Here is a 24,312-nt window from a genome sequence, read left to right as displayed (position 1 = left end):
ATTGCTTTTTTGAGGTTGTGAAATTGTATTCCACATAAATTCATGGCGCGGCGCGAAAGTCGGATTTCTCCGCAATTTCTCAAGAGAATTTCCGAACGCGAAGACATTCAAGCTGGAGGAGAATTTTCGCTCCACCAGTCATATTCTCGATGCGTCGAACGCCGTGATCTCGTTTGATCCATCCCGGATCGAGAAGACGTTGTTTACCCGCCGGGGTGAGGGGCTGCCGATCGAAGTGCTGGGGTTTTCCTACGCCAGCGAGGAGGCTGAGGCGATTGCCCGCGAGATCGGCCGCCGAGCGGCTGCAGGCGCAGCCTGGCACGACATGGCGATCATTTACCGTCAGAACAGACTGTCACGGGCACTGGAGGAAGCGCTGCTGCATGCGCGCGTCCCTTATGAGATCGTCGGCGATGTCGGTTTCTATCAGCGAACAGCCGTCAAGGACGCTCTGGCGCTCCTGACCCTTTCCTCGTGCCCGGATGAGCGCCAGTCCGATGAGGCCTTTCGTCGGGTTGCCAACAAGCCTGCCCGGGGTCTCGGAGCGAAGGGGCTGGGGATGATCGAGGCTGGGGCCGCAGGTTTTGGTCTGTCGCTGTGTGCCGCCGCCACGCGAACGCGCCTGCCTCCCAGATGCGGTCTGGCGCTCGACGGCTTTATCCAGATCCTCAGGCGCGCCGGGGCGCGTGATGACGAGACGCTCGGACAACGTCTCACTTGGCTGCTTGAGGAAACGGGCTATCTGGACATGCTCCGCGCTGATGACAGTGATGAGGCCGCGACCCAGAGGGAAAACCTTGCCGAGCTGACAGAACTGGCCGACGGCTTCCGGCGTGTGGAGCATCTGATGGAGCACGCGGCCCTGGCGAGCGGGGCGCCCGGGGAGAAGGGAAAGGACCGGGTGCAGCTCATCACCATGCACAGGGCAAAAGGACTGGAATTCCGCCACGTCTTTCTGCCGGCCTGGGAGGAGGCCATCTTTCCGGGCGGCATGGCGCGCAACCTCGATGAGGAGCGCCGCCTGGCCTATGTCGCGCTCACCCGTGCCATGACACAGGCTACCATCAGCTTCTGTGATTACCGCCAGGGTGGCTCGTCCGCACCGTCGCGCTTCATCGATGAGATCCCGCTGGAAAACAGGATCCGTGGCTGGAATCACGGCCGCGACGAGCCACGCCAGTCAGGTGGACGCTGGGCGCAGGCTGACCGTGAACTTGATGCACTGGGGCTTTGACCATGAGAGACGAACCACCAATGGATTTTTTCGGAAACCAGTCACAAGCATCGCCTCGACCCCGGCCGGCAGGCCATGGATACGCGCATAGCTGCAGGGCCTGCGGAAAAGGAGCAATGTTCGGTTTCAATACGCGCTCAGGGGAGGAGTGGTATTGCCGGGAGCACCGCCATCTCGGTCGCCCGGTTCCGCCGGCTGCAATGAAACGGGGCGTCTGATGCGTAGCCTGCTTCTGGCCGCCGGTGTGGTGGTCTGCGTATCAACGCCTGCCGTCGCGCAGACGGTCTCCTGTGCGGGTCAGTTTTTCGGCGGACAACCTCCCGCCGTGGTGGACGAGACGTTGCGGATCGGCACCGTGATGCTCTGTAATCACGGGTACGCCGTCCTGGCGTCCGAGCATACGAAAGGCGCGCTCTGGGCCGCCGAGTATCTCTCGGAAGAGAACCTCGAAGTGGCGGAGCGTACCCCCCGCAGCAGCCGCTTCTATCCGGACGCCCGCCTCCCGGACACGATGAGGGCCGAACTTTATGACTTCAGATCGAGCGGATACGACAGAGGCCATCTTGTTCCGAGCGGCGATGAGGCTGGCCTTTCATGGCAGGCCGAGACGTACGCACTCTCCAATATCGTGCCTCAGACCGCCGAGCTGAACCGGGGCGCCTGGGTGGGCGTGGAAAGTGCCGTGCGCGGGCTCGCGGACAGGGATGGAGAACTTTATGTTGTCACCGGTCCCGGTTATGACCCGGACAGAACCGATACCGTCGGCCCACACCGGATTCCGGTTCCTGCTATCACATGGAAGGCGATTTACGATCCGGTGACAGAGGGAAGCGGCGCCTACGTCTGTCTCAATACGTCGTCGCCTCAATGCCGCGTCATCACGGTCGCCCTGCTGACTCAGCTCGTGCGGATCGACCCGTTCCCGGCCGTGCCGGCAGGCGGGAAGGACCACGTCATGCAGATGCCGCCGATTGAGGCCAGCCCTTACACGCTGGAGCACGAGGCCGGCGGAGAAAAGATGCTGCGCGAATGGGCTGCGCCTAAGGTTCGCCGGGCTCTTGCGGAACTGGTCAGATCGCTTGGAAGGTGAATGGGGTGTGGGGTGGCGGCTTGCGCCTCATTTATGCCACCAGGAAGGACTACGGCTTTTCCAGAAGCAGACTTCGCCTGCTTCTGCCTTTCCATAATCATCGTGAACAGCAATTAATCCCTGCCTGAAGTTATCCGCCGTAGTCGCACAACGTCCCTGGAGGGAGGCAGACCAAACTGTCGCGCATAGTCCCGGCTGAACTGGTTTGGACTTTCATATCCGACATGGAAGGCAGCTGACGTTATATTAGCTTTGCCCGCGATCAGAAGCGAGCGAGCATGGAGCAGCCTTACACGCTTCTGATACTGAACCGGGCTCAGTGCGGTCACGGCCTTGAAATGGCGATGGAAGGCGGAGATGCTGAGTGCCGCCCTCTCTGCCAGGTCGCTGACACGTAGCGGTCTGGCGAAATTCTCCCGGATCCAGTGGACTGTATTGGCAACCCGCGAAAGGGCGGTGTCAGGTGTGGCGATGTCACGCAGCATCCAGCCGAGCGGTCCCTGCAGGACACGAAACAGGATCTCGCGTTCGTAGGCGGGCGCAAGAGCAGCAATCTCATCCGGATGGTCCATCAGCCGTAGCAGACGAACCCATGCATCCAGTAGTTCCGGGGTAACAGGTGCGACCGAAAAGCCGGGATTGGAGGGATCGCTCCCGGCAGGTTCAGGCAGATCTGCCAGCAGACTGGCGATAATGGCGGGCGTCAGCGTCAGGCTCACCGCCAGGTAGGGATGGCCCTCTTCCGATGGATGCAAGGCGCCGACGGCGGGCAGATCGACCGACATCACAAAGTAGGTTGCCGGATCATAGCGGAGAGTCCGGCTGCCCACTGTCATGGTTTTCGAGCCCGTCAGGATCAGGTTGATCATGGGATCATAGACGGCCGCAAGTTGATGCTTGGGGATGTCACCCTGCACCATGGCAACCCGCGGAATGCCTGTCTCCGTCCGACGGTTTTCTGCCCGTGCGGCCAGGTGCCTGAGTTCCTGAAGCTGCGTTTCCATACCGGGCGTTGTTTCACAGCCCTTTTCCCGGAGCAACGGAAAAGCAGAAACAGGCAGGTTTCAGAGAGAAACATGAGAGCGATCATCTGCCGTCGACATTATCTCTTGTTCCTCCAGGTCGGGCGATAAGCTCCGACGAGTATTGGCATGGATATCGGCGGCAACCGAAATGCCAGACCATCGAAGTGTCTGGCCGTTATAATCTCTGAGGATTTCCCATGCTCGATCATATCTTTCTGACGGTAAGCGATATCGACCGATCGATCGCCTTTTACCAAACCGTGCTTCCACACCTCGGGATCACAAGCCGCCTCGATTATGACGGAAAGAATGCGCCAGCTGACCACCCGGATCTCAAGGGTTTCGGTGCCGGGGGCCGCATGTTCTTCTGGCTGCAACAGGGAGCGGCAGCAGCCGGGGCGGTCCATGTCGGCTTTGTCGCGGAATCTGCCGCCATGGTGGATGCGGCCTTTGAGGCTGCTCTGGCGGCCGGCGCAACCGGCATCCACCCCCCGGGGCCGCAGCTTCATTATGACCCGCGATACTATGCCGCCCAGGTCCGCGATCCGGACGGCTACAGCCTCGAATTCGTCTACAAGAGCTGGCAGCATGGCCGCTGAGGTTCTGTGTATGATTTCCACTGAAAATCCGTCGCGGATACTGATGATCTATGGGGCTTATGGTTATACCGGCCGCATGGTTGCCGAGCATGCGAAAGCAGTCGGTCTTTCCATCATTCTCGCCGGTCGCAGGGCAGACGGGCTTGAGGAACTCGCGACCCGGCTTGGGGCGGATTATCGTGTGTTCAGTCTCGAACAGAACACCGCCATCGATCTGGCCCTGTCAGATGTGACGGTGCTGCTGAACTGTGCAGGCCCTTATCGACGCACGGCTGAGCCACTGATGCGGAGTGCCATTCGCTGTGGGGTTCATTACCTTGATATCGCGGCGGAACTGGACAGCTACCGCGTTGCCGCGCAACTGGATACGATTGCCGGCGCCGCAGGCGTCATGCTGCTTCCGGGCAGCGGCGGCAGTGTTGCCATGCTGGGATGCCTCGCCGGGCATACGGCGGAACGCGTGCAGGCCCCCCAAAAAATCGCCATTGCGCTGAATGTCTCCGGCACCATGTCACGTGGCTCGGCAATCAGTGCTGCGGAAAATGTAACGCCGGAAACGCTGATCTGCAAAGACGGCCATCTTGTCGCATGTCCGGCACCTGATCAGAGGCCTTTTGATTTCGGCCATGGTGCGGTGTCATGTTTTCCGGTGACACTTCCAGATCTCATCACGATCGGACGGGCAACCCATATTCCGGATATCGAGACATTCGTGCATATCTCGGGGAATGCTTTTCCGGGCGGCGACCTCGCACTTCTTCCCGATGGCCCAGGCGCGCAGGAACGGAAAGCACACCGCTATCAGGCAGCGGCCGAGGTAACGGGAGCGAATGGCATCACGGTCCGTTCGGTTCTTGATACGGTGAACGGCTACACCTTCACGCCTCTGGCCGCAGTCGAAGCCGCGCGCCGCGTGCTTGGGGGAGAAGTCCACCCCGGCTTCCAGACGCCTGCCGGCCTGTTCGGGAACGGTTTTGCCGAGACCATAGCCGATACCCGTATCGTTGACCTGTAATGCCATACAAGAGGCGCTTCATGGATCATAAATGTCGTTGTGCCTGGGCCAGTTCGAGTCCCCTGATGCAGGATTACCATGATACCGAATGGGGCGTGCCAGAGCGTGATCCGCGCAAGCTCTGGGAAATGCTGATGCTCGAAGGCTTTCAGGCAGGACTCTCCTGGGAAATCGTGCTGCGAAAACGTGCGGCGTTCCGGGAGGCCTTTGTGGGCTTCGATCCCAGGAAAGTCGCTGCCTTCACCACAGAAGATGTCGGACGACTGATGGGGAATGCTGGTATTATCCGTGCACGTGCCAAAATCGAGGCGACCATTCGGGGCGCACAGATTTTCAATGCGATGCAGGAGGCCGGGGACGATTTCGCCGCCTTCTGCTGGTCGTTCACAGACGGCAGACCATTGGACGGGACAGGGTCCGACACGGAAACTGAGTTATCCCGGACTATCTCGAAAACACTGAAAAAGCGGGGATTCAAGTTCGTCGGCCCGACCATCGTCTATGCCTGGATGCAGGCGATTGGCATCATCAACGATCATTCCCCATCCTGCTTCCGCAGAGACGCGGCTGAGAAAATGTCTGCAGGATCTGAGCACTGCAGACAGTAAGCGCAGCCACCAGGACGACGTCGCATCGTCACTCTTCTTTCTCAGACGTAAGCTGGAGGTATCACGCAAGATGAAAAACGAGTTCGATAAGAAGAGAGTGCTGGTCACAGGCGGCACGAAGGGAATTGGCGCGGCGATTGCCTATCGATTTGCCGCATCAGGTGCACAGGTTGCAACAACGGCGCGCGCGCCTTCGGCCTCGCCGGATGCCGATATCATGTTTGTCGCGGCTGATCTCGGGACAACCGCGGGCGTTGATGCGGTTGTGAAGGAAATTGAGAACAAATGGGGCGGACTTGATATTCTCATCAATAATCTTGGAGCCACGGCTACGCCTCCCGGCGGCTTCGAGACACTGACAGATGCGTTCTGGCAGCAGGTACTTGATATCAATCTGATGGCGCCAGTCCGTCTTGACCGTGCCTTCATTCCGGGGATGCTCGAAAGAAAGCACGGCGTGGTCATTCACATAGGCTCAATCGCCCATATCATGCCGCCATCACAGTCGACACTGGCCTATGCTTCTGCAAAAGGCGCACTACGAACTTACAGTAAAGGCCTTTCGCGGGCGGTTGCAGCAGGCGGCGTAAGGGTAAACATGGTGTCGCCGGGTTTTATTGAGACGTCTGGTGCACATGGGATGATCACGGAAATCCAGCAAAACAGGGATATATCGGAGAATGTTGCACGTCAGTATGTCATGGACATGATCGGCGGGATCCCTGTTGGTCGCCCGGGCCGTCCTGACGAGGTGGCAGAACTTGTTGCGTTTCTGGCATCTGACCGCAGCGGATATATCGTTGGCGTGGATTACGTTCTGGATGGCGGCACTATTCCTACAGTATAGGGAGCCGGTCTGTCGCTTCACGTTGTCTATCGGTGGTTAGCAGACTGTCGGCTTTCCCCCCTAGCAGCCGTCTTAGAGGCGGTTCATGCTCGACCTTTTCTGCTCAATCCTGACACTTACAGCGTGAAACCTTTAGTTTCTATCTATATCGGTACCAGACCAACGAAACGGTAAGCAAAATAACAATCCATAAAACCAGATTGGCGTGTTTTCCCCAGATGACCCTGCTGGAAAACCAGATGGGGTGATCGAATGCGCGGTTCAGCTCCGCGCCGAGATCCTGAGAACGTCTGCGCTGAGCCTTCAGATTAAGCTGCGAGGCAGACAGGGTTCGTTCCTGATCGTCCAGGAAGTCCTCCAGCGTGATGACGGTGAGATTATCAGGCAGTTTTGTCCAGGGTGTCAGAGACCCGGCCTGCATCGCGCGGCCCGTGCCTTCAGCATGAGTGCTGTCCGCGTAGTCGAATCTGATTCCGAACTGCTCGTAAAACCGGTTGCGGCGTAGTTTATTTTCGCCGTGACCCTGATGGGCAAAGAGCTTTATCGGATTGACGTCGGCATCTGGCCATCTGGTGGCCCACTCAACGATCTGATTCATGAGGAACGACCCGACCCGGTTGCCGAGGAGACTATCCGGTTCAAGATCAACGGCTCCTCCAAACGGATCGGATCCTGTCAGACAGATCCTCCCGCTTTCTCCGCAGTCCCGGACGTAGCACGCCGGAAATTCGTGAGTTTGTTTTCGATGACCGTATGGAATTTCACCGATGATTCGATAGCGGACAGACAGACGGGCTTTCTCGATAACGTCACCGTTTCCATGGATGAGCGTTTCCCTGTGCTCGATCAACAGTTTTGCAACCGGCTCACCGGCCGGATCAAGTCGCGGGCGCACGAGGAGAATATAAGGTTCCATATCGGAGATTTAACAATAGTCCCGGTCTGCGAACAGATGCCGCGACCGGACTTACCGCGTTACCAGGCAGGCCGCTCCGGATAAAACGAAGCCAGCTACCGAGAGCCACATCACATTCAGGAACGTGCTCCGCGCAGAATCCCTGAAGCCGACTACAAACAGAAGGCTGAATCCAAAAACGAGGAAACAAAACTCGCAGACATAGACAAGCGCGTCCGATGTCTGGCCATGAGGTACAGTCATGATGGTCTCCATTCACCTCAATGATCGCGCTTCCCCGCGAATGGGTGGCTGTACTTGTTGTCGCAATAACGGCCTGAGAAGTGAAACTATAGAAATTGCGCCAGCATATACGGCGCCGGGATCAGGACCAGTGCACACACAACGGCGCGCAACCGTCTGTCTGCATCCGGCGTCAGGATTGCGAAGCCCGCTTCAAGATTGAACAGCATCCAGATCAGCAACAATCCGAGGCGGTACCAGCCGGGAACCGATTCATACGCCCGCGCAGCAGCCGGGACTTTGTTTAATACCGCTATGATGAGGACAGCCTGCCCAATCATAAGCGGCGTGACGATTGAGATCGCGCGGCGTGTCGCTGTTCGCGCAGGCTCAAAGACGGGTCCAACGATGTCCTGCAGTATCGGATCCGCTGTATTGGCATCAGTCATCGGATATACCTCTGTTTGCAGACACAATGGTATAGTGTCGGTCGCATTGCTGGGGGGTCATTCAGTTTTTAGTCTTTACTTGCTGATCACCATGAACGAACGTCTTGCTGCCGCAAAGGGCTGACGAAGAGGAAAGTTTTTTCTGCCCTGTGAAGCGCCAGACGAAGCGGCCGAGGCGAATAAACAGATAAGCGGCCACGGCCATGCTGAGCAGAATGCCCCATGCACCGAGGATAGTGTAAAACCGCAAAGCTGCACGAAACTGATCAGGGTGCATGGCCATCTGACACAGGTTGAACTGCTCTGTGGTCGCCTGGTCACGGTGAGGCAATGACAGGGGCACAGACGGTAAGGGAAGAGGCCTGGTCCAGGCCCGGCACGCCTCGACAAAAGCCATCGTTCCGTCTCGCATCTGCTGGCTCACTGGCCCGACAGGCGTATCGATCGTCGGCCGGTTCAGAGGCGCTGGTCCGACGGATGGGCCTGCCATGGCTGGTGCGCCGGGCAGGGGCGTCGCCACGAGGATGAGGGCTGCCGGAAAGGAAGCGCGGAGCAGCATCACATGGGGCTCCTGGGCGCAGGGTGAGTCGGCGTGAGGCCGTAACCCCATGCCGGGCTCATATCGGTCCGGCGAATGTGTCCGTGCTGTGAAAGCGTTGACCGGACGGCGGTATAGCCGGAGTGAGCCCGCCGGATGACCGCGCGTTCGCCTGGTGTGCGTCTGTGCAGCAGCGCGGTGAGGCGGTGATGCGATGTCATGAAGAAGATCTCCTGCTTGTGCGAGGAGATCAGTGTCGGCCACCATCATGCGACCAGTGATAAAAAAAACGCGCGAAAAACGCATCGGCCGGTCGCTGATTCGTCAGGCAGCAGGCCTCGCGGGAACGACCGCACGCTCGCTACCTGCTATCTTTCAGGTACCCGGTATCCTGATATTGGCGTTCGTGTGAAGCCGCCCTCAGGCCGTGCGTCGGGCGCGGGTCTTTTTCGCGGGAGCCGCTGCCGGATCCGCAGCGACGGCGCTTTTGGCCGGTGATTTCGTGGATGTTCTGACCGACGCCCTGGCCGACGCTTTCTTTGTTCTGGTCGCAGTTTTTGGTGGCGCAACACGCGCCTTCAGCACGGGGGACGCCTTGAAGCGAACGGTCCGTCCGGCCTCGACCTGGACCGTTTCCAGAGTGCGGGGATTCAATGCCGTGCGCGCCGGGGTGTCTTTCACCCGAAACGTGCCGAAGCCGGGCAGGGTAAAGCTTCCGGTTTTCTCCAGCTCGGAGACAAGCGCCTCAATCAGATCGTCGGCTGCCTTGCTGGCCGCAACGCCGGTGCTTGCCATGCTGTCCTGCAGCACCGCTGCGATGAACGCCTTGCTCATATTGGTGTCGTATCCTCTTTCGGACGGCATTGACGCTGGTGTCGGCCGACACCTCGAAATGCCACAGAAATAGTCTGCCCGTCATCAGGGCGAGGTTTGTGGTCGCATCATCGGCGTGTCCCGTCTGTGATCGATGGATTGACGAGGGTCTCATGAACCACATTGGCCAGTCGTTTTCTGAATCGAAAACAGGCACGACGCTGCATGTGCTGATCGATTATGAAAACGTGCAGCCGGACGTTCTGGCCCTGTGCGGTCGTGATGACGTCCGGGTTCACGTCTTTGTCGGTGCATTGCAGACAAAGATCAGCATCGATCTGGCGCAGGCCATACAGGGGCTGGGTTCCCGCGCCTCTTACGTGCGCATCAGCGGAAACGGTCCGAACGCTCTGGACTTCCATGTGGCGTATTCTGTCGGACATCTCTCTGCGCTGGATCCCGACGCACGCTTTCTGATCGTCTCGAAAGATACGGGTTTCGATCCGCTGATCCTGCATCTGTGCGAGAAGGGGATTGTCTGTGAAAGGGCTCCGTCTCCGCCAGAGAAACCTTTGGCACCCGAAAAAAAGAGCGTGCCGCAAAATGGCTCTGAGGAACGCGTCAAGAAACTGGTGGCGTGTCTGCGACGTCAGGGAGCAGCGAAACCGAAGCGCCGCAAGTCGCTGCAGGCAGAAATCCTTTGCCTTTTTGGAAAGCAGCTCGACACAGGGGGAGCAGGCGCGCTCATTGACGAGATGCAGAGGAGAGGAATCGTCTCGTTCAACGGAGACAAGATCGTGTACGCCCTGCCGAAGACGGCCGGGTAATGCGCCGTGGCATGATGTCTGCTCCTGCTGCCTCTGCAGATCGCGACACGAGAGCCGGGCATATGACGGATGGTTCCGATCTTTCACGTGGCAGTCGCATGATTGCCGGCCACGCAGGTAGTCCCGAACAAGGAGACATTCATGCCTGTCGCCCATGCCGTTCCATGTCGTTTCGTAAAGACCACACGATGCTGACGGTTCAGCATATCCTGATGGAAGAGGGCTTCCGCACAGCGGTCCAGCTCAGACCACCCATGACGCCGGATCGAAGTGAGGGGCTTTCCTGGATCGTCCGGGAGGGTTCCGGGCCGCTTCCCTATGAAGGGTTCTCCGGCTGGTGGGCGACGGTGGATTATCCCCGCGACGCGGATGGCCGGATCCTGCCCGGCGGAGCGGCGTTCCGACTGCATTACGGTCGGTATCGCACCATGCGACCGATCGTGGTCGGTGCAGTCGCATGGTGTGGGGCTGTCGGCGCGGAGCTGTGGCGGTCGGTGAAGACGCTTTTCGAGCAGGGAAGAGAGTCGGGACGGATCAGTCCGCCTCTCGATGCCCTGCCTCTGCCTCTCGATCTGGTGGCACCTCTCGATGCGCCATGGCTCGCCACCATTATTTCGTCATTTGTGCAGGGTATGGATTACGCGCGGCTGACCCCACTGCCGCGTATCGTGCATGAGCTTGCCGCCGTTCTGTTTGCTGAGGCCCCGGTTCTGGCGGGGCAGATGTATCCACCCGCGTCACGATTTCCGCTGCCGCTGTTCTGAAAAGGAGATGGCCCCTTGCGTTATATTCCCGGCTGCGCAGCCGTTCTGCTCATCGCAGCGTCTTTCTCCGCCGGCCCTGCCGAGGCCCAGTCCGCAACCGGCAGCCCGGTGACGCCGGCAGCCGGTCATGCGGGGGGCAGGATGTCCACGACATTTGCGCCCCTTGCGCAGTCCATGGCGCAGCTGCTCGATGATGGCTTCCAGATCGTATCGCTTGCCGGTGAAGATGGTGAAATGGTGGTTCTGCGCAAGGCGTTGCCCGGGCAGCCGGGAAGCAAATGGGTTCGATGCGAGCTGGCTGGTGGCGGTCAGTCAAAACTGATTTACAGCCGGTCGGTCTCATCGGATTGCCGTGCGCTGAACTGATGACTCTCATCCCCTCTGGTTCCGGCCGGGACTTCGGTCTTTAACTGTATCTGTTTTGTTATAAGGACGTCTGATTCATGGCGAAGAAGCCTGCGCCGGCGATTGAGCCCGAGGACTGGTCTGACGAAGAGGCAGGTTTTCTCCCGCCTCTTGAACCACCGACACCGGTGCGGGATCCGAAGGATCTGCGGCCGCACACACGCCAGCTCACTGACCTTCTGCGAGCGCGCTTCCCGAAACGATGGGTGGGCGTGGAGATTGGCACGCTGCCGCTTCGTTGCGAGGATGACCTGTTCTCGGATTTCATCAATCTTGGTGACGGCCTGGGTGTGCGTCTGGACTACGATCCCAATGAACCGGATCGGGTTCTCTGGATCAGCGCCGGCAACCGTGATTTCGGCGGCGAACCTGTCGACTTCCCCCGCGACAATGAGGCCTGCCGGGGACTGATGCTCACGGACGAGGAAACGACCGAGCTGCTCGACTACCTCGAAGAAGAAATGACCGGCTGAATATCGCGGGACTTCCTTGCATGGCGGGCGAGTTCGATGCGCCGCCATGCTTCTGCCAGCGGTCCCTGAGGATCATTGCGCCCGAGACTGCCCAGCAGGGTCTCCAGCGCCGATAGTGAGAGGGTGCGGCTTGCCAGTGCCGGCGACAGGATTGCGGATCCTGCCATTACGACGTGGTTAAAAACCTGAATCGCGGGATCCACGAGGCGGACCAGCGCGTACACAGCCCGACAATGGCCGGCGTTCTGGATCAGAGGACTGTAGATCAGGCGAGGTGGCGCGTCGGCGTCTTCCCCGGCGAAACGCTGGCGCCATCTTTCGTCTTCCGGGTGCCCGGTCAGTTCGCCGCCATAGCGCTTCGTTTCCACGACATGGATGCCGGTTGCGCTGAGAAACAGGTGGTCGATCTGGGTGGTCCGGTCATTTTGAGCGGGCAGGATGACATCGTGGATTACGGGAAGCCCGCTGCGATTGAGAACGTCAGCGACGGCGTTCTCGCCCTTGTCACCCTGAATCTCCGCGCGAAACGAACGCCAGATATGCTGCTCGTGGTCAGTCAGCCGGCTTTTTCCGGGCAGCCGGCCCCCTCGGCGTCGAAGTCTCACCATATGAATCTGTGTCCGCCTTTTGCCATCCGCTGCGATAATATTCAGTCACGCTCGCTGCCGTTAATGGGCTAAACTATCTCCCACTTTACCATCACTTTGGGGTAAAACAGGGGTGAAAAAAGGGATATGGCGTTAATTCCCGCGTGGAACGGCTTTTTTGTTTGTGGTCGCATGTTGGCCCGGCACCCTTATGATGCCCTTTTGATATGGGACAGCCTTTTGCAAGTTTGCAAAAACTGATCGTTTCGAAAAGGAATCGAGATGTATAGAATAATCTTTTCGGCGATGGCGTTGGCCGTGGTGGCCGATGCGGGGATCTCCTTTTTTCGCTCGAACATCCCGCCAGATACCTCACCGCTGATCGCCGCATTTATTTATTACGGTGCACCTGCGGCAACCTTCCTCGCTCTGATGATGGCTGGTCTGACGGCTGTTCAATTTATCAGATCCTGAAATCCCACTTTGAGGAAACCACGAAGCGTTGTTTGTTTTCAGGCTAAAAAACGCAACGTAAATTGCGATAATTCCTGTGTGGAACGGTTTTCGTTTGTAGTCGCATGTTGGCCTGGCATCCTGATGATGCACACAGGCAGGGCCTCCCATGGCATTTCAGCCAGATCTGTTCGGTTATGTCAGACCAAAGCGTGCCCGGCGTGTCCTGGCTCACGCCGTCGATGCTGGCGACCATGGATGCGTCTATGCGGCCGGCATGACCATGGTGGCACTGTTTCGCTGTGCCCGGTGTAACTGGGAATCCGGCTGGATCGAGTGCTCCACGATGACTGCCGTAAAACGTGGTATCGCCTGTGAGCCGTGTAACAAAGCGCCTGCTTCGTCATGATGCTGCTCATGCCGGACCGCCTTCCGGTCTGACGAACAACGAAAAGGATAAGCTTATGGCTGCAGCACTTCCGGATCCGGAGCACGCCGAGACCGTCAGGGACGGCATCGTGCAGGTCTTCGCCTTCATCACGAGTTATCGCTTCCTCGGAAACGTCGCTCTCAGCGTGATCGGAACAATACTGTTCGTCGTTCTGTCGATCGTGATCAGCACGCGCCTGTCTGCGCCGAAAAATGACGCGGTCTGAGAGGCGCCAATGCTGCCGATGATGCTTCTGTCCTTTGTCTCCGGCCTCATAAGCGCTGTATGGGGCGGGAATATCCTCACGACACATCCCCGACGCGGTATTGCGATGGGCATGTGTGGCTCTGTGCTGATCGGACTCAGCATGTTCGCCGCGTCGGAGCTGGGAGTATCCGTTGTGGTCAAGCGGCTTTTGGCGTCCAAAGCCGATCTTTGTGAAGCAGGGCGTTTGCGAGGACAACGAGCTTTCGCATGATTGCGGTAATGGCGATCTTGGCGTGTTTTCCCTTTGCGATAAGGCGATCGTAAACACGCTTGAGGTCTGGGTTGAACCGCATGGCGACGATGGCCGGCATGTAGAGAGCTTGCCTTACGGTGGCACGACCACCCTGGATGAAGCTGCGGCCTCGCCATGTGCCGGACTGGCGCGTGATGGGTGCCAGCCCGGCCAGTGCAGCTGCCTGACCTTCTTCCATCATGCCGAGTTCGGGCATGTCGGCCAGAAGCGCATGAGCCGTGACCGTTCCCAGTCCCGGAATACTGGCCAGCACGTCCCGGCGCCGAGACAGATGCGCATCTTCCGCCACGAGCGCGTCAGTTGCCGCATCGAGGGATGTGACCTGCGCCTCGATCTGCCGCAGGCGATGACGCGCGTGGCGCTGCAGCAAGCCGATCGTGAGGGTCTTGAGACGATTGAGCGTTGCCGTGCGGTCTCGCATCAAACTGCGGCGCGCGGCCACCAGTTCGGCCAGACGGTTCTGTAGATCCGTGCGGACTGGACGCGCCACCGGATCCAGCAGGGCACCATAGCGTGCCAGCATCAACGCATCGACGCGATCTGTCTTCGCGAGTTTGCCGGTGGCTTCGGCGAAACGCCGCGCCTGTCGTGGATTAACCTTGACCTGCGGGATACCAACGGCCGCCAGGCGTTCCTCCAGTGTGCGGTGATAGGGGCCGGTTGGCTCGAACACCACCCGGGCAACAGCTTTGATGTCGCCGATCCAGCGCAGAAGTGCGGTCTGGCCCTTGCGGGTGTTGGCGACACGGACGGTATCACCGCCGGGGTGACGGGCGGCGTCGAGATGATCCTTGGATACATCGATCCCAATTGTGATCGATGCGGGTGGCAACTCGGCCTTGGAAGCCGCAACTGGATGCGTCATCTTTTCCATGTCCTATGCTTGTCATCCGAGGCCGAACCTCGGGTATCCGTTCAGGGCACAAGGAAAAGAAGGGATGGTCATACTCTCAAGACGACCCATTACGGTCTGCCTGTTGCCGACCCGTTCCCTTCCTGATTTTTCCGGGGTGGCCACCCCGGAAAAATCAGTCCTTTGTCGCACGCAGCGACACGGAATGCATAAGACAAGCCGGTTATGATTTCTGATCTTCGCGTCATACATCAGAAAGGACGCAGAATGTCCCCGGCCCGTAAACTTCTGGCGAGTCTCCTGCTTTCGTCCTGCTGCGCCCTGGCGCCGCAGGCGCACGCGCAGATGCTCACCGCCATCAATCCGGCCAGTGACAGGACTGACAGCCGGGTGGTTGCCTACCTGCGGAGCCTTGGCGAGGCCGCGCAGAATGCGGTCGATACGCCCGTCACAAAAACAATCTGGCCACAGGATGTCGTTGTCTTCGGCAAGGCCTCCTATCTGGTTTCCGGACCCGATGCCTGCCCCGGAACCGGACATGCCGGCTGTATCGTCCTTCTCCCGGAAGCCCGGACCATAGAGGCCGATATGCACCCCATCGCCAGCGATGCCGCGCCGTTCCGGGGCCAGCTGCAGGTTCTGATCGTCAGGCCGGCCACGGTCACGCTGCGCCTGGTCAGAAACCTCGATACGGGCGAGATCCTCGCGTCCAGATGAATGATGTCGCCGCCGCCCATGCGCCGCGACATCACGGGGCCATCGTGAATCAGTCCGCCATCAGGGACGCGGCCGAGACGTAGCGCCGCCCCGGTACGCTCACGACGCGGCCTTCATCCTGCAGTTTCCTGATGAGAACGCCGATGCGGTTGCGCGATCCGCCTGTTCGTGCCGCAAGCTCCTTTGTGGTCATCGGCTGGCTCAGCAGTGACAGCAGGGCGCTTTCCGTGGTCCAGCAGCCGAGGCCGCGCAATCGTTCCCGTTCCTCCAACGGAAGCCGGTCCGCCCGGATGAACACGCCATGCCGCACTTTCACCACCACGCCGGAATGAATGTAGTCGCGCACGTAGTGCTCCGTGGATTTCTCGCTGCCGCCCGCGAAAGCCGTGAGTTCACAAAGGGTCCGTTCTGTCTCCAGACAGGCCAGAACCTTCTCCTTCTGTGTCGCAAAGGTCGGATGCGGCACCGCCTTGCACGCCGATTTTCCTGCCCGCTCGCGGGCGACGTAGCGGCCGTCGTTCAGCCGGACGATACGACCCGAGGTGCTGAGCGGCGCGACCCGCGTCCGCGAGCGGATCCCGAAACGGTCCGTGATCTCCTGTACCGTTCGCGGCGTGGCGAGATACGACACGATCTCCGGATCGAGCTGGTGCTTGTCCGGCTTCGGTCCGTCGTTCTCCGGATTGCCCGTGCCGGCCACCGCAATGTAGGTGCCCCGGCTGATCCGGCTGACATATCCCTGTCTGAGCAGGCGGTTCAGATTGCCTGTGACGTAGCAGGTCGGTTTCCCCACAATCCGGGCGACCTCACCCGCGCTGCGGGCGGTGTCCAGAGCGTTCAGGATCTGGCGAACCACCGCGCCGCGACGCGGACTCACCGCTGCGGTATCCGGTTCTGCCGTGATCTGGTGATGTTTCATGCTCGATCTCCGACGTGTCCGCCCGGTCGCCTGACAGTGCGGCCCGGCTTCCTTGTGCGACGGGTTCCTGTGTAGATCGCAAACATGCGACTTCAACGAAACGGGTTAAAATAATTCATCTGTCCGGACTGAAGGTGTTGCGGTTCCGGGCGACGCGGGATGTTCCCCCGAAAGGTCCGACGCAGAAAATGCCGCTGTTTCAGAAGAGAAAAGAAGATCATGGGCGGCCCCTTCGGGGCTCTCTCGCTCTGGTTCGCTAAGCGGCTGCGCCGCTAACCTCACTGGAGCCCCCTTCGGGGTCTCCCCGCTTACGCGCAACGGCTCGACCGCTCGCCTCTGGGATTGGTCAGGTGAATACGTGTGTATTACTTCCTGTTTGTGTAAGTAAAGAAATGGGCAGGCGGAGAAAAAAGGATATTATTTGAAAATAAATGCGGATTTATCGCCTTTTAGTGCGCTTTTTTCTTGCGTTTATTTGGTGGGAGTACTACTCTGTATTTGTGGAAAGGGAAATGGTTCCCGCCACAGACGCCCCGCCCGGTGCTCGAACACCGAACGGGGCTGACGCAAGACAGAAAGGTCCGTTTCATGTCCAACGCTGCCACCACAATGACTGCCGCTCTCGTTTCCGCGCAAGAGAAGAAAGCATCCGGCAAGGCAAAAGCCGCGCAGAAGGCACCCGCCGCCCGCCGCGCTCCGGTCATTACCATCGAAGCCGCCGAAGCCCTCATCCCCGTGCCCGACCAGATCAGCAAGATCGTTTCCCACTTTGGCCTTGACGACTTCGACGCCGACGGTCTCGCAGAGACAACCCGGCAGGCTTTCACCGCCATGGCCCGCAGCCTCTCCCCCGTCCTCGTCGTCACGACATGGAACGGAGAGGAAAACGACAAGGGCCTTGAAATGCACCTTCAGCGCATGGTCGGAGCCGCCGTCTCTTCCGCTTATGGTGCCGCCCAGTTCTATGACAACAAGCGCGCACAGGCCCGCGAGCTGTCCTCGCAGTTCAACGAATACCGCGAAGAGGACCGGCAGGGCGTTGACGGGCTGGAAAACAAGGCAGCGAACGCCCGCCGCTTCGCCGCAGAGCAGGGCATGAAAGCCGCCGCGCTGGTCGCCTCTGCCCGTGGTGCCCTTGCCGCCTATGAGGACATCATCGGCACCCCATGGAAGCCCTACGTGGCAGGCAACGCCCGCGCCCTCAATCAGCAGGCCGCCGCCGCCGAGATGGACGCCCTCGGCTTCTGATCCCACACGCCGGACCCCGACCGGGTCCGGCACCCTCTCACACCGGCAGACCCCGGAAAGGCGCAGCCCGCCGCAGTTTTTCACTTATGCACAAGCCCCGGAGAGTATGACGATGAGCCATGAATCGCTTGCCGACCGCGAATATGCCCGCAATGTGGGGCATGACAATCCGGAACGCGCCTACATCCTGTCCGACCGTGATGTGTGGTATCGAAATCCCGCTTATACCGGCCCGGAGTTGCCGCATCCCGAAGATGACAGCGCGGCCGATTTTATCGCTGAACATGGAATCGAGGCATGGCGTGCCCGTCCTCGCCGCTCACCCGTTCCGGGGGCGGGCTGGACCGCCTGGGGTGATGGCCGCGATCCCTGCCCGTTCTGATAGCTGCCCCCCATGCAGGCCGTCGGCGTCACCGGGGAGGGCGGGAACTGAGCCGCCCCGGCCCGACGACAGCCGGCGGGCCGCACCGGAAAAACGCCGGTCCCAGCGTGCCGCCGCGAGGCGTCCGCCTCAAGCCCGCTTCGCGCCGCGCTCCGCGCGATGCCGGCACGCCCCTCTCAGTGAACAGGGCCGCCCGGATCGCAGGGCTCGCGCCCCGCGCTCCGCGCAGCCCGGTTCACCTCAGGCGCATGCCGTCAGGCCTGACCCGGACGCCTCGCGGCCCTTCCGTCCGAAACATTTTCCCGGTCGCATGTTTGTCCTGCCTCATAATCCTGTTGTCTCGCGCTGAATAGGGTCTCTCATGTTCGGTAAAACCCGTGTCCAGGAAACCGTTATAACCATCGCTCTCGTGTTCGGCGTGTCTCTCCTGTATCTCGCCCTGACCGGCGGATTTACTTTGATCGGGTGTCTCGGTGCCGCCGGCACTACCGCCTGCGCCATGGCCGTGCGCGAGATGTTGGTGCCGTCCGAAAAATCCTGACGAAACCGGTCAGAAACGAAAAAAAAGCAAAATTCGGGGCGTCCCCTTCGGGGTTCTCTCACTCTGGTTCGCTAAGCGGCTGCGCCGCTAACCTCACTGGAGCCCCCTTCGGGGTCTCCACGCTTCCGCGCAACGGTTCGACCGCTGATCCGTCCGTGCAGGACCATGTTTATCAGCATATGAAATAATACTGCTTATGGTTATTTTCGGGCGTACGGATAATGATGTGAGTATTTGTATATAACCGTATTATTTCGGATTTGTCAGGTATTTGGTCTTGTCTTTATTTGGTTAGTGTACTAACTTTTATCTGTGCCGGGAAGGGTCCCGTCACGGACGCCCTGTCCGGTGCTCTAACACCGGACAAGGCTGACGTTAGACAGAAAGGTCTGGTTTCATGTCCACCGCTATTACAACAATGATTGCCGTCGACCCTGTGTGCAAGAGAGGAATGCTTCCTTTGCCGTCGGTCCTTACTGGCGGATCGTCGCGGAAATCCCATCCGTTTTCCGTAAGCCATTAACTTCGCCCGAAAGGAATTTCAGATGTCGAGAACTGTCATCGGCTGCTCACTTATCCTGATCGGGCTGGGTTTCTTCTTCATGGGGCTGTGGATACCCGAACATTACTGGCCCCAGCCTGAGGGTGCGTTCGATCCGCCGCCATCATCACCCCCTGTCGCTGCGGCGTCCCTTCTCATGCTTGTCCCGGGTGGCCTCTTCTTCGGTGCCGGAGCCCTTGTCATCCGGGGTGGCTGATTAGGGGTTCTCTCACTCTGGTTCGCCAGGCGGCTGCGCCGCTAACCTCACTGGAGCCCCCTGCCGGGGCTCCACGCTGACGCGCAAGAGTTTGATCGGTTTCTCTCTGATAATACGTGGTGGATCACTGCGAAGTACTTGCTTATCATGTAAGCAACGAAATTAAATAGCGGATTAAATGGTTTAGATGTGAATATATATTAACGTTATCGCTTTTTATGTGATTTCTAGTTGCGCTTAGTTTGTTGTTGTACTAATCTGTATTTATTGAGAGGGCGAAGACCTCATTCTTTAACTTGTAATCGCCGCAATCCCTTAACTAATCGCCTGGTGTGGAGATGTCAGATGTCCGTTGCGCATAATACGTTCGCCCCGATCGCGCCCGTTGCTCCTGTTCTCACTGAACTCTGCCCCGATTGCGGTCAGCCGCTCGATCTGCATTTCTGGGAAACAGCGGCAGACTGGGATCACGAAACCGGCGATTACTTTCCCGAGGGCGAGGTGAAGGACCGGATCTGTCAGAGCTGCGGCTTTGCTGACCAGGAACTGGTCTGAGTCATCAGCGGGGCTGGCCGAAAATTCGGCTGCCCCGACAGATCGACGGTAGAAAGTAACTTTTTCACTGAATTCGATTGCTGTAATACGATCATTCCCGAAAGGAGCCCTGCCCGTGACTGGAATCGAGCTTTCTAAAACACCGCCCACGGCAGAACGGATCAGAATTCTGTCTGCCGAATTCAGGCGCAAAAGGGCCGACGGGCCGGTGGATACAGGAACATTCCTGTCCTTGCCTCCCATCATCGATTTACTATATGCCGGATACAAGGCCGCCACCTTTGACGGTTACAGTGCCGAAAACCCATACGATTATGTCCGTGATGCTAACCCGGATGAATGGTCGGACGCCACGATCGCTGAGGCTTATGTCTCGCGTGTCAAGGCCACGGGGCGCAGGCTTGTCCGCTGCGAGGTTGCCGGTCTGCAATCCTGTGTTGATTCAGAGCGCGCCTTCTGAAATCCCGATCAGCCACATAAAGACGCCCTGGTCGCATGATGGCCCCTTATTCCGGGGGCATGACAAAGAAATCCTTCTCTTCCGCAAGTCCGGCGCCCGGCCTGTCCGGAGCGCGGCTTCTCCTTTGCATCACAACCCTCGGCTGGTCCGAGCGGCAGGCCGCTGAATACTGTCAGATGCACCGCACTGCCTTCCGTCGATGTGTCGAAGGCACATCCCGCCTGGCTCCCGATCTGGCCGAATGGCTGCTCGCCCGTGAGGCCGCCGCCCGTGCTCTCCCATGTCCGCGCCGACGTGAAAACGATCCCGTCCTGCGCGAGCTGATGGCCGCGACATTGCCCCGGCCCACATCAGGTAATCCTGTTGCCCGAGGCTGAATCAGTTGAAGAACAGGAAAATGAAAAGGGCGGCCTGGGGCCGCCCTCGCATTCCGTGTGTCCGATGCCCTTCAATGAGTGAAGATGAAGCCGAGGTGACCGTCTGCCTTCACCCCGGGTTGACATTGCGCGGTCGGATCGCTTGCTGATTTATAAGGTGCGAGTGTTTTTGCTGAGACCCAGACAGGTTTAAGACCAAAATTCAGCGCCGGGTAATATCCATTTATCGGGGTCGCATCGTCTTTGACCGCAATCACAGTGCTGGCGGGTGATATTGCGGGGGCCGCGTCGTCAGGCTTTCCCTTGAATACCACGGCCTGAGCCGGATCCCGCATCTGGTCGAGCGTCTGATTGATCATAACGCAATGATACCCCTGCAAGGGCGTCGGTCGCGGCTGAGCAACGGCTTGGGTCTGAAATGCGGCCAGGGCCACGAGGCTGGCGGAAGTGCCGCAGAGAAAATGTCGCATATTCATTCCTATGACGTGAGAACGGGTTGATACGCGGCAGAGCCCATCTTCGCCGCAACGGCTGCGCGCCACTCGCCGACTGTTTCCGTCGATGTTATCCCGTTTTTCGCAAGCGTCGATTGTGAAACGCTTGGTAAGGCATCTGACATCAGCGTCGAAGCATCCGCTTGCGCGAGCTGGGTGCCCCCGGTAGGGCCAAAGTTATAATATCCGCGTGCGTCCAGAGCGGTCGGCGTCGCAATTCCTGCGCTCTGCAGCGACGTGGCGGCGTCCTTGAGATACTGCGCTGCCGCGACCGCCTGCGTCGCGGGATCTTGCTGTCCTGCAGTCCCGGATGTGATGGTCGATGCAAGTTCCGGATTGGACGCCAGAGCCTGTTGTAAGGCTTCGTTGTATGTTCCGTCACTCATCTGGAACGCGCCGGTAATCGTGTTCCCATTCCCCGCTGTATAGAGATTGGTGCAGCCAGATTCGACCACGCACGTCGCAGCAAGAGCCGATGGATTGACCCCAAGCGCCTGTGCGTTCTGCGGCGCTTCATACCCCCACGACTGCTGATACATGGTCTGGAGCGCATCGCTGTCAGAAACGCCGGTTGTACCGGACGAAGTGACCGTGCCGCTGCCATTCATGGTCTGCGTTGTGCTGGTAGTGTCCGGGGTCCACTCACCGAGCCCCAGCTCCTGATACGTGGCATTGACGTGCGCGGGCAGGCCCGCCGGCACATTGATCGTCTGCGCGTTCACCACGGCTGGCGACATGATGCCGCACGTCAGAAGGACAATCGTCATCTTCCTCGTGCGGCGGTATGAAAGGGGAATGTGGGACACCAGAGCCTCCTGTTGTGAGGAGGTCACTATCCAGCCGCATCATGCGACCTGATTCCGTGTTCTACGGAATTTCTTAGCGGCGTGCTTACTGTGTCCATTTTGGCCACACCGGCTTTAGGGCATCCGTCCCAGCACAAAGCCCACCAGAAGAACGACGGAACTGTAACCCAGAACCCGAAAAGCGGTCTGGAGATTGAACCGTCTGGTCATGGCCGTGGCCTGATTCTCAATCGCTCCCCGAAGTCCTTTCGTAATGTCGGCGATGATCCCGAGCAGTCTTTTCTCGACCAGCTTTTCATTGATGGTTCGCAGAGTGTGGACCGCTTCAATGCCCTCCCGCAGTTGCTCCCGAATTGCTGTTGCGTCGTCCGACATAGCCTGCCGGATCGCCGCAGCGTCGTGCGCGAGTGCCTGGCGCTGTTGTTCCACGAGCAGCTTGTTTTCGGCGACCGACCGGATCGAGGCACGCCGGATCTCGATACACAGAGTGCCAACCTGATCGATCGCCACAATCAGCGCCGAGAGCACGTCGGCTTCCGGCGCGATCGGGCGTTCCACCCATTGAGCGGCGACCCGGCGCAAGGTCTCCATCCGTGCGACAAACTCCCGGTCTGCCGCCTCGATGTCTCCCTGCGCCGTCATCAGACGTTCTCCATCATCACCTCAGGCAATCCTTTGGGCATGCGGGGCAGATAATCCGGGCCGAGATCCTGCAGAAACAGGGGCACGTCTCGCTTGAGCCAGCGGTTCATTCTGAGACGATCAAACACGGAACTGGCCGGCATCCCGCTGACAGGCTTGTTCGCCGCGAAATCCATGAATGACTGCCCTCGATCTGCTATCTTCTTCAGACCGTTGACCGCCGGGAACACACCGTGTGCCGCACCACGATCGAGTGTCTTGAGGACGGTGTTATTATTCAGGATTTCCGCGACTGCCCGGGGCGTCTCGACGCCGACTGGCAACAGTCCTTCATTGATAACGATTGCTGTTTTGGGCGGGAGGAAACGATGCTTTGTCTGAAGATCCTCCAGGTAGTCGATGTCTGCGTTCTCCATTCCGATCATGAAGACCGTCACCAGAGAGATACCGATTTCGTCGAGTGCCGCGACAAGGGGAGAAGAACGGATCAGCTCGTGCATCGCAGTCCAGCCGCCACCAATGTCAAGAATAGCGTCCTGACGTGTATCGACCAGCCGCTCAATTTGTTCCTCCAGCCACGCGGCCTGTCCCGCAGCGGATGTCGAATTGGCTTCGCGCACATGAGAACCCAGCGAGGCGATTGTGTGTGAGCGGTTCATGGAATCCGTGTTCCAGATTTCCGGCTTTCCGCCCTGCTGTGTTGTGATTTCTGCCAGCGATTTGAGAAAGGTCGTCTTTCCCACTCTCTGACGTCCGATTGCGACGAGTAACGTGGGTTTGGTCGTGGTGCCCGTGCTCGTGTCCGTAGTTGCGGCCGATGGCATATCCTGCTCCCGTTAAAATCCGGGCTCCTTGCGCTTCAGTCGTTCAAGGAGGTCCCGCTTGATCACTTCGGCCCGGGCGCGCCCAACGGGGTAGAGATCTTCCCCGTTTTCTGTCGCGCCCGGATACGCAGGAACAGTTGTCTGCAAAGATGCGACCAGCGATGTATTTTTTTTGGATGAGCTATCTTCTCCGACTGGCGCGCCCCTTTGCCCTTCACCATGGACAGGCGAAGAGGCCTCACTCAGAGGAGGTCGCCAACCGGCGTCAGCTCTGCTTGGAGCATGCGAGAAGGTTCGCGCCGGCGGCGGTGGCTCATCGTCAGGTGTTGTCCGCCGCTTACGTTTGAGCTTCTGAACAACATCCCACATCCGGCGGATCGCTCTGAGACCGCGTGCCCGGTCTTCGATATACACGCCGTCTTCTATTGCCGCAGTGAGATAAGGTGCCCATGGATCGCCAGGCTGACGAACAGAAGAAATGTCCTCGTAATTGAGCATCAGCCAGCGGTAGAGCGGGCTTGCCGCCTCCTTGAGAGAACCTTCAGCCCTTAGTGCGCGAAATCGTGCTTTTCCTGCTGCCTGAGCCATTCCAGCATCGTCCCGGTTCGAACAGTGAAACGTCATGTCAACGTCTGTGTAGCGTCAAGGTAGCGCCAATGGAAGCGTCACGGTTTCGTCAGGGCATACGTCAGTCTTTCGTCATGCGAACCGTCATGGTTTCGCCGCGATGCGTCAGGGGAGAATTTAGGCTCTTCATACACCATTGCACCGTTGGTGCGGGCGGCTGAGCCGCCGTGGGTGGGCATGCGGGAAAGGGGCTCGGGTTTTCCGAGGTCCCTGGGTAGAAAGGGAGCCATTACTAATGGCTCCCTTCATGGGCAGAGAAGGCTTTGTTAAGCTGAGGTCGGCTGATCGCAGGAG

General features: G+C 59.1%; 34 protein-coding genes and 1 pseudogene. 21 read left to right on the top strand and 14 right to left on the bottom strand.

All coding sequences use genetic code 11. From position 1 onward, the window contains the following. Positions 1-22 precede the first annotated feature (22 nt). Positions 23-1,234: an ATP-dependent helicase gene (locus tag GOB93_RS15820; protein ID WP_338422399.1), complete on the top strand. Its 1,212-nt coding sequence runs from the start codon at positions 23-25 to the stop codon at positions 1,232-1,234. Positions 1,235-1,451: 217 nt separating this feature from the next. Further along, entirely contained in the window at positions 1,452-2,324 is an 873-nt protein-coding gene (locus GOB93_RS15815) for a DNA/RNA non-specific endonuclease (protein WP_173584469.1), read from the top strand. 113 nt (positions 2,325-2,437) lie between these two features. Here GOB93_RS15815 and GOB93_RS15810 read toward each other — a convergent pair whose 3' ends face one another. Then, positions 2,438-3,328: an AraC family transcriptional regulator gene (locus GOB93_RS15810; protein ID WP_173584468.1), complete on the bottom strand. Its 891-nt coding sequence runs from the start codon at positions 3,326-3,328 to the stop codon at positions 2,438-2,440. 218 nt (positions 3,329-3,546) lie between these two features. On the opposite strand from GOB93_RS15810, the gene GOB93_RS15805 reads away from it, so the two are divergent. The 4 genes from GOB93_RS15805 (at position 3,547) to GOB93_RS15790 (ending at position 6,418) form a co-directional block, all read left to right on the top strand. Next, positions 3,547-3,948: a VOC family protein gene (locus tag GOB93_RS15805; protein ID WP_173584467.1), complete on the top strand. Its 402-nt coding sequence runs from the start codon at positions 3,547-3,549 to the stop codon at positions 3,946-3,948. Next, positions 3,938-4,963, top strand: coding sequence for a saccharopine dehydrogenase family protein (locus GOB93_RS15800; RefSeq protein ID WP_173584466.1), 1,026 nt, complete (start codon positions 3,938-3,940; stop codon positions 4,961-4,963). Before GOB93_RS15805 ends, GOB93_RS15800 begins: the two co-directional genes overlap by 11 nt. Before the next feature lie 20 nt (positions 4,964-4,983). Continuing rightward, positions 4,984-5,571 (top strand): DNA-3-methyladenine glycosylase I, encoded by a 588-nt coding sequence (locus tag GOB93_RS15795; RefSeq protein WP_173584465.1) that lies wholly within the window; start codon positions 4,984-4,986, stop codon positions 5,569-5,571. A gap of 70 nt (positions 5,572-5,641) precedes the next feature. Continuing rightward, positions 5,642-6,418 carry an SDR family oxidoreductase gene (locus GOB93_RS15790; protein WP_173584464.1) on the top strand — a complete coding sequence of 259 codons (777 nt, stop codon included), beginning with the start codon at positions 5,642-5,644 and terminating at the stop codon, positions 6,416-6,418. Positions 6,419-6,557: 139 nt separating this feature from the next. Here GOB93_RS15790 and GOB93_RS15785 read toward each other — a convergent pair whose 3' ends face one another. The 5 genes and pseudogenes from GOB93_RS15785 to GOB93_RS21645 form a co-directional block, all read right to left on the bottom strand. Next, a complete protein-coding gene (locus GOB93_RS15785) occupies positions 6,558-7,334 on the bottom strand; it encodes a hypothetical protein (RefSeq protein ID WP_173584463.1) in 777 nt (258 codons plus the stop codon). Positions 7,335-7,663: 329 nt separating this feature from the next. After that, positions 7,664-8,005, bottom strand: a complete 342-nt coding sequence (locus tag GOB93_RS15780) for a hypothetical protein (protein WP_173584462.1) — start codon at positions 8,003-8,005, stop codon at positions 7,664-7,666. Between the two features lie 61 nt (positions 8,006-8,066). Next, on the bottom strand, positions 8,067-8,564 hold the full coding sequence (locus tag GOB93_RS15775; protein WP_173584461.1) for a hypothetical protein: 498 nt from the start codon (positions 8,562-8,564) through the stop codon (positions 8,067-8,069). Continuing rightward, complete coding sequence (locus tag GOB93_RS15770; protein ID WP_173584460.1) at positions 8,564-8,764, bottom strand: hypothetical protein; 201 nt, start codon at positions 8,762-8,764, stop codon at positions 8,564-8,566. The genes GOB93_RS15775 and GOB93_RS15770 overlap by 1 nt, the downstream gene beginning before the upstream one ends. Positions 8,765-9,110: 346 nt before the next feature. Further along, a pseudogene (locus GOB93_RS21645) lies at positions 9,111-9,377 on the bottom strand (HU family DNA-binding protein); the annotation flags it as partial. Positions 9,378-9,529: 152 nt separating this feature from the next. Here GOB93_RS21645 and GOB93_RS15760 point away from each other — a divergent pair. From GOB93_RS15760 to GOB93_RS15745, 4 genes are all read left to right on the top strand, one after another. After that, positions 9,530-10,183: a PIN domain-containing protein gene (locus GOB93_RS15760; RefSeq protein WP_173584458.1), complete on the top strand. Its 654-nt coding sequence runs from the start codon at positions 9,530-9,532 to the stop codon at positions 10,181-10,183. Positions 10,184-10,245: 62 nt separating this feature from the next. Beyond that, on the top strand, positions 10,246-10,947 hold the full coding sequence (locus GOB93_RS15755) for a hypothetical protein (RefSeq protein WP_173584457.1): 702 nt from the start codon (positions 10,246-10,248) through the stop codon (positions 10,945-10,947). Positions 10,948-10,962: 15 nt separating this feature from the next. Then, positions 10,963-11,313 carry a hypothetical protein gene (locus GOB93_RS15750; RefSeq protein ID WP_173584456.1) on the top strand — a complete coding sequence of 117 codons (351 nt, stop codon included), beginning with the start codon at positions 10,963-10,965 and terminating at the stop codon, positions 11,311-11,313. 77 nt (positions 11,314-11,390) lie between these two features. Further along, on the top strand, positions 11,391-11,825 hold the full coding sequence (locus GOB93_RS15745; protein ID WP_173578276.1) for a hypothetical protein: 435 nt from the start codon (positions 11,391-11,393) through the stop codon (positions 11,823-11,825). Here the strand turns inward: GOB93_RS15745 and GOB93_RS15740 are convergent. After that, positions 11,798-12,433 carry a nuclease-related domain-containing protein gene (locus tag GOB93_RS15740; protein WP_173584455.1) on the bottom strand — a complete coding sequence of 212 codons (636 nt, stop codon included), beginning with the start codon at positions 12,431-12,433 and terminating at the stop codon, positions 11,798-11,800. The genes GOB93_RS15745 and GOB93_RS15740 overlap by 28 nt on opposite strands. 261 nt (positions 12,434-12,694) lie before the next feature. On the opposite strand from GOB93_RS15740, the gene GOB93_RS15735 reads away from it, so the two are divergent. The 3 genes from GOB93_RS15735 to GOB93_RS15725 all read left to right on the top strand — a co-directional run bounded on the left by GOB93_RS15735 (position 12,695) and on the right by GOB93_RS15725 (position 13,521). Then, positions 12,695-12,886 carry a hypothetical protein gene (locus GOB93_RS15735; protein ID WP_173584454.1) on the top strand — a complete coding sequence of 64 codons (192 nt, stop codon included), beginning with the start codon at positions 12,695-12,697 and terminating at the stop codon, positions 12,884-12,886. Positions 12,887-13,034: 148 nt separating this feature from the next. Continuing rightward, the gene (locus GOB93_RS15730; RefSeq protein ID WP_173575370.1) at positions 13,035-13,274 is read left to right on the top strand and encodes a hypothetical protein; all 240 of its coding nucleotides are present in this window, start codon (positions 13,035-13,037) and stop codon (positions 13,272-13,274) included. 55 nt (positions 13,275-13,329) lie between these two features. After that, on the top strand, positions 13,330-13,521 hold the full coding sequence (locus GOB93_RS15725) for a hypothetical protein (protein ID WP_173584453.1): 192 nt from the start codon (positions 13,330-13,332) through the stop codon (positions 13,519-13,521). A 178-nt stretch (positions 13,522-13,699) separates the two neighbouring features. Here GOB93_RS15725 and GOB93_RS15720 read toward each other — a convergent pair whose 3' ends face one another. Further along, positions 13,700-14,680 (bottom strand): IS110 family RNA-guided transposase, encoded by a 981-nt coding sequence (locus GOB93_RS15720; protein WP_173584452.1) that lies wholly within the window; start codon positions 14,678-14,680, stop codon positions 13,700-13,702. Positions 14,681-14,935: 255 nt separating this feature from the next. Between GOB93_RS15720 and GOB93_RS15715 the strand changes: the two genes are divergently transcribed. After that, complete coding sequence (locus GOB93_RS15715) at positions 14,936-15,385, top strand: hypothetical protein (protein ID WP_173584451.1); 450 nt, start codon at positions 14,936-14,938, stop codon at positions 15,383-15,385. Positions 15,386-15,434: 49 nt separating this feature from the next. On the opposite strand, the gene GOB93_RS15710 is transcribed toward GOB93_RS15715, so the two are convergent. Further along, positions 15,435-16,304 carry a hypothetical protein gene (locus GOB93_RS15710; RefSeq protein WP_173584450.1) on the bottom strand — a complete coding sequence of 290 codons (870 nt, stop codon included), beginning with the start codon at positions 16,302-16,304 and terminating at the stop codon, positions 15,435-15,437. Between the two features lie 588 nt (positions 16,305-16,892). Between GOB93_RS15710 and GOB93_RS15705 the strand changes: the two genes are divergently transcribed. The 7 genes from GOB93_RS15705 (at position 16,893) to GOB93_RS21640 (ending at position 20,625) form a co-directional block, all read left to right on the top strand. Then, positions 16,893-17,552, top strand: coding sequence for a hypothetical protein (locus GOB93_RS15705; protein WP_173584449.1), 660 nt, complete (start codon positions 16,893-16,895; stop codon positions 17,550-17,552). Positions 17,553-17,664: 112 nt separating this feature from the next. After that, on the top strand, positions 17,665-17,934 hold the full coding sequence (locus GOB93_RS15700; RefSeq protein ID WP_146222780.1) for a hypothetical protein: 270 nt from the start codon (positions 17,665-17,667) through the stop codon (positions 17,932-17,934). Between the two features lie 361 nt (positions 17,935-18,295). Further along, positions 18,296-18,475, top strand: coding sequence for a hypothetical protein (locus GOB93_RS15695; protein ID WP_173584448.1), 180 nt, complete (start codon positions 18,296-18,298; stop codon positions 18,473-18,475). A gap of 545 nt (positions 18,476-19,020) precedes the next feature. Beyond that, the gene (locus tag GOB93_RS15690) at positions 19,021-19,233 is read left to right on the top strand and encodes a hypothetical protein (RefSeq protein WP_061274724.1); all 213 of its coding nucleotides are present in this window, start codon (positions 19,021-19,023) and stop codon (positions 19,231-19,233) included. 345 nt (positions 19,234-19,578) lie between these two features. Beyond that, positions 19,579-19,788 carry a hypothetical protein gene (locus tag GOB93_RS15685; protein ID WP_173584447.1) on the top strand — a complete coding sequence of 70 codons (210 nt, stop codon included), beginning with the start codon at positions 19,579-19,581 and terminating at the stop codon, positions 19,786-19,788. 115 nt (positions 19,789-19,903) lie between these two features. Further along, positions 19,904-20,248, top strand: a complete 345-nt coding sequence (locus GOB93_RS15680; RefSeq protein ID WP_173584446.1) for a hypothetical protein — start codon at positions 19,904-19,906, stop codon at positions 20,246-20,248. 35 nt (positions 20,249-20,283) lie between these two features. Beyond that, positions 20,284-20,625, top strand: a complete 342-nt coding sequence (locus GOB93_RS21640; protein ID WP_242010840.1) for a hypothetical protein — start codon at positions 20,284-20,286, stop codon at positions 20,623-20,625. A 71-nt stretch (positions 20,626-20,696) separates the two neighbouring features. On the opposite strand, the gene GOB93_RS15670 is transcribed toward GOB93_RS21640, so the two are convergent. From GOB93_RS15670 to GOB93_RS15650, 5 genes are all read right to left on the bottom strand, one after another. Next, positions 20,697-20,984 carry a hypothetical protein gene (locus tag GOB93_RS15670; protein ID WP_173584445.1) on the bottom strand — a complete coding sequence of 96 codons (288 nt, stop codon included), beginning with the start codon at positions 20,982-20,984 and terminating at the stop codon, positions 20,697-20,699. A 119-nt stretch (positions 20,985-21,103) separates the two neighbouring features. Continuing rightward, positions 21,104-21,886 carry a hypothetical protein gene (locus GOB93_RS15665; RefSeq protein WP_173584478.1) on the bottom strand — a complete coding sequence of 261 codons (783 nt, stop codon included), beginning with the start codon at positions 21,884-21,886 and terminating at the stop codon, positions 21,104-21,106. A gap of 153 nt (positions 21,887-22,039) precedes the next feature. Beyond that, entirely contained in the window at positions 22,040-22,567 is a 528-nt protein-coding gene (locus tag GOB93_RS15660) for a hypothetical protein (RefSeq protein ID WP_173584444.1), read from the bottom strand. After that, positions 22,567-23,391, bottom strand: coding sequence for an FAD-binding oxidoreductase (locus GOB93_RS15655; protein WP_173584443.1), 825 nt, complete (start codon positions 23,389-23,391; stop codon positions 22,567-22,569). The genes GOB93_RS15660 and GOB93_RS15655 overlap by 1 nt, the downstream gene beginning before the upstream one ends. A 12-nt stretch (positions 23,392-23,403) precedes the next feature. Then, complete coding sequence (locus GOB93_RS15650; RefSeq protein ID WP_173584442.1) at positions 23,404-23,979, bottom strand: hypothetical protein; 576 nt, start codon at positions 23,977-23,979, stop codon at positions 23,404-23,406. Between the last annotated feature and the right edge of the window lie 333 nt (positions 23,980-24,312).

The sequence above is a fragment of the Acetobacter musti genome (assembly GCF_011516835.1).
GTDB lineage: Bacteria > Pseudomonadota > Alphaproteobacteria > Acetobacterales > Acetobacteraceae > Acetobacter > Acetobacter musti.
Note: the sequence above shows the minus strand (reverse complement) of the source record. Positions and strands in the feature narration are given on the sequence as shown.

Excerpts from the sequence above, each read along its gene's own strand:
- GOB93_RS15815 (WP_173584469.1), top strand. The coding sequence starts at position 1,452 with ATGCGTAGCCTGCTTCTGGCCGCCGGTGTGGTGGTCTGCGTATCAACG.
- GOB93_RS15810 (WP_173584468.1), bottom strand. The coding sequence starts at position 3,328 with ATGGAAACGCAGCTTCAGGAACTCAGGCACCTGGCCGCACGGGCAGAA.
- GOB93_RS15805 (WP_173584467.1), top strand. The coding sequence starts at position 3,547 with ATGCTCGATCATATCTTTCTGACGGTAAGCGATATCGACCGATCGATC.
- GOB93_RS15800 (WP_173584466.1), top strand. The coding sequence starts at position 3,938 with ATGGCCGCTGAGGTTCTGTGTATGATTTCCACTGAAAATCCGTCGCGG.
- GOB93_RS15795 (WP_173584465.1), top strand. The coding sequence starts at position 4,984 with ATGGATCATAAATGTCGTTGTGCCTGGGCCAGTTCGAGTCCCCTGATG.
- GOB93_RS15790 (WP_173584464.1), top strand. The coding sequence starts at position 5,642 with ATGAAAAACGAGTTCGATAAGAAGAGAGTGCTGGTCACAGGCGGCACG.
- GOB93_RS15785 (WP_173584463.1), bottom strand. The coding sequence starts at position 7,334 with ATGGAACCTTATATTCTCCTCGTGCGCCCGCGACTTGATCCGGCCGGT.
- GOB93_RS15780 (WP_173584462.1), bottom strand. The coding sequence starts at position 8,005 with ATGACTGATGCCAATACAGCGGATCCGATACTGCAGGACATCGTTGGA.
- GOB93_RS15775 (WP_173584461.1), bottom strand. The coding sequence starts at position 8,564 with ATGCTGCTCCGCGCTTCCTTTCCGGCAGCCCTCATCCTCGTGGCGACG.
- GOB93_RS15770 (WP_173584460.1), bottom strand. The coding sequence starts at position 8,764 with ATGACATCGCATCACCGCCTCACCGCGCTGCTGCACAGACGCACACCA.
- GOB93_RS15760 (WP_173584458.1), top strand. The coding sequence starts at position 9,530 with ATGAACCACATTGGCCAGTCGTTTTCTGAATCGAAAACAGGCACGACG.
- GOB93_RS15755 (WP_173584457.1), top strand. The coding sequence starts at position 10,246 with ATGACGGATGGTTCCGATCTTTCACGTGGCAGTCGCATGATTGCCGGC.
- GOB93_RS15745 (WP_173578276.1), top strand. The coding sequence starts at position 11,391 with ATGGCGAAGAAGCCTGCGCCGGCGATTGAGCCCGAGGACTGGTCTGAC.
- GOB93_RS15740 (WP_173584455.1), bottom strand. The coding sequence starts at position 12,433 with ATGGTGAGACTTCGACGCCGAGGGGGCCGGCTGCCCGGAAAAAGCCGG.
- GOB93_RS15735 (WP_173584454.1), top strand. The coding sequence starts at position 12,695 with ATGTATAGAATAATCTTTTCGGCGATGGCGTTGGCCGTGGTGGCCGAT.
- GOB93_RS15730 (WP_173575370.1), top strand. The coding sequence starts at position 13,035 with ATGGCATTTCAGCCAGATCTGTTCGGTTATGTCAGACCAAAGCGTGCC.
- GOB93_RS15725 (WP_173584453.1), top strand. The coding sequence starts at position 13,330 with ATGGCTGCAGCACTTCCGGATCCGGAGCACGCCGAGACCGTCAGGGAC.
- GOB93_RS15720 (WP_173584452.1), bottom strand. The coding sequence starts at position 14,680 with ATGACGCATCCAGTTGCGGCTTCCAAGGCCGAGTTGCCACCCGCATCG.
- GOB93_RS15715 (WP_173584451.1), top strand. The coding sequence starts at position 14,936 with ATGTCCCCGGCCCGTAAACTTCTGGCGAGTCTCCTGCTTTCGTCCTGC.
- GOB93_RS15710 (WP_173584450.1), bottom strand. The coding sequence starts at position 16,304 with ATGAAACATCACCAGATCACGGCAGAACCGGATACCGCAGCGGTGAGT.
- GOB93_RS15705 (WP_173584449.1), top strand. The coding sequence starts at position 16,893 with ATGTCCAACGCTGCCACCACAATGACTGCCGCTCTCGTTTCCGCGCAA.
- GOB93_RS15700 (WP_146222780.1), top strand. The coding sequence starts at position 17,665 with ATGAGCCATGAATCGCTTGCCGACCGCGAATATGCCCGCAATGTGGGG.
- GOB93_RS15695 (WP_173584448.1), top strand. The coding sequence starts at position 18,296 with ATGTTCGGTAAAACCCGTGTCCAGGAAACCGTTATAACCATCGCTCTC.
- GOB93_RS15690 (WP_061274724.1), top strand. The coding sequence starts at position 19,021 with ATGTCGAGAACTGTCATCGGCTGCTCACTTATCCTGATCGGGCTGGGT.
- GOB93_RS15685 (WP_173584447.1), top strand. The coding sequence starts at position 19,579 with ATGTCCGTTGCGCATAATACGTTCGCCCCGATCGCGCCCGTTGCTCCT.
- GOB93_RS21640 (WP_242010840.1), top strand. The coding sequence starts at position 20,284 with ATGATGGCCCCTTATTCCGGGGGCATGACAAAGAAATCCTTCTCTTCC.
- GOB93_RS15670 (WP_173584445.1), bottom strand. The coding sequence starts at position 20,984 with ATGATCAATCAGACGCTCGACCAGATGCGGGATCCGGCTCAGGCCGTG.
- GOB93_RS15665 (WP_173584478.1), bottom strand. The coding sequence starts at position 21,886 with ATGACGATTGTCCTTCTGACGTGCGGCATCATGTCGCCAGCCGTGGTG.
- GOB93_RS15660 (WP_173584444.1), bottom strand. The coding sequence starts at position 22,567 with ATGACGGCGCAGGGAGACATCGAGGCGGCAGACCGGGAGTTTGTCGCA.
- GOB93_RS15655 (WP_173584443.1), bottom strand. The coding sequence starts at position 23,391 with ATGCCATCGGCCGCAACTACGGACACGAGCACGGGCACCACGACCAAA.
- GOB93_RS15650 (WP_173584442.1), bottom strand. The coding sequence starts at position 23,979 with ATGGCTCAGGCAGCAGGAAAAGCACGATTTCGCGCACTAAGGGCTGAA.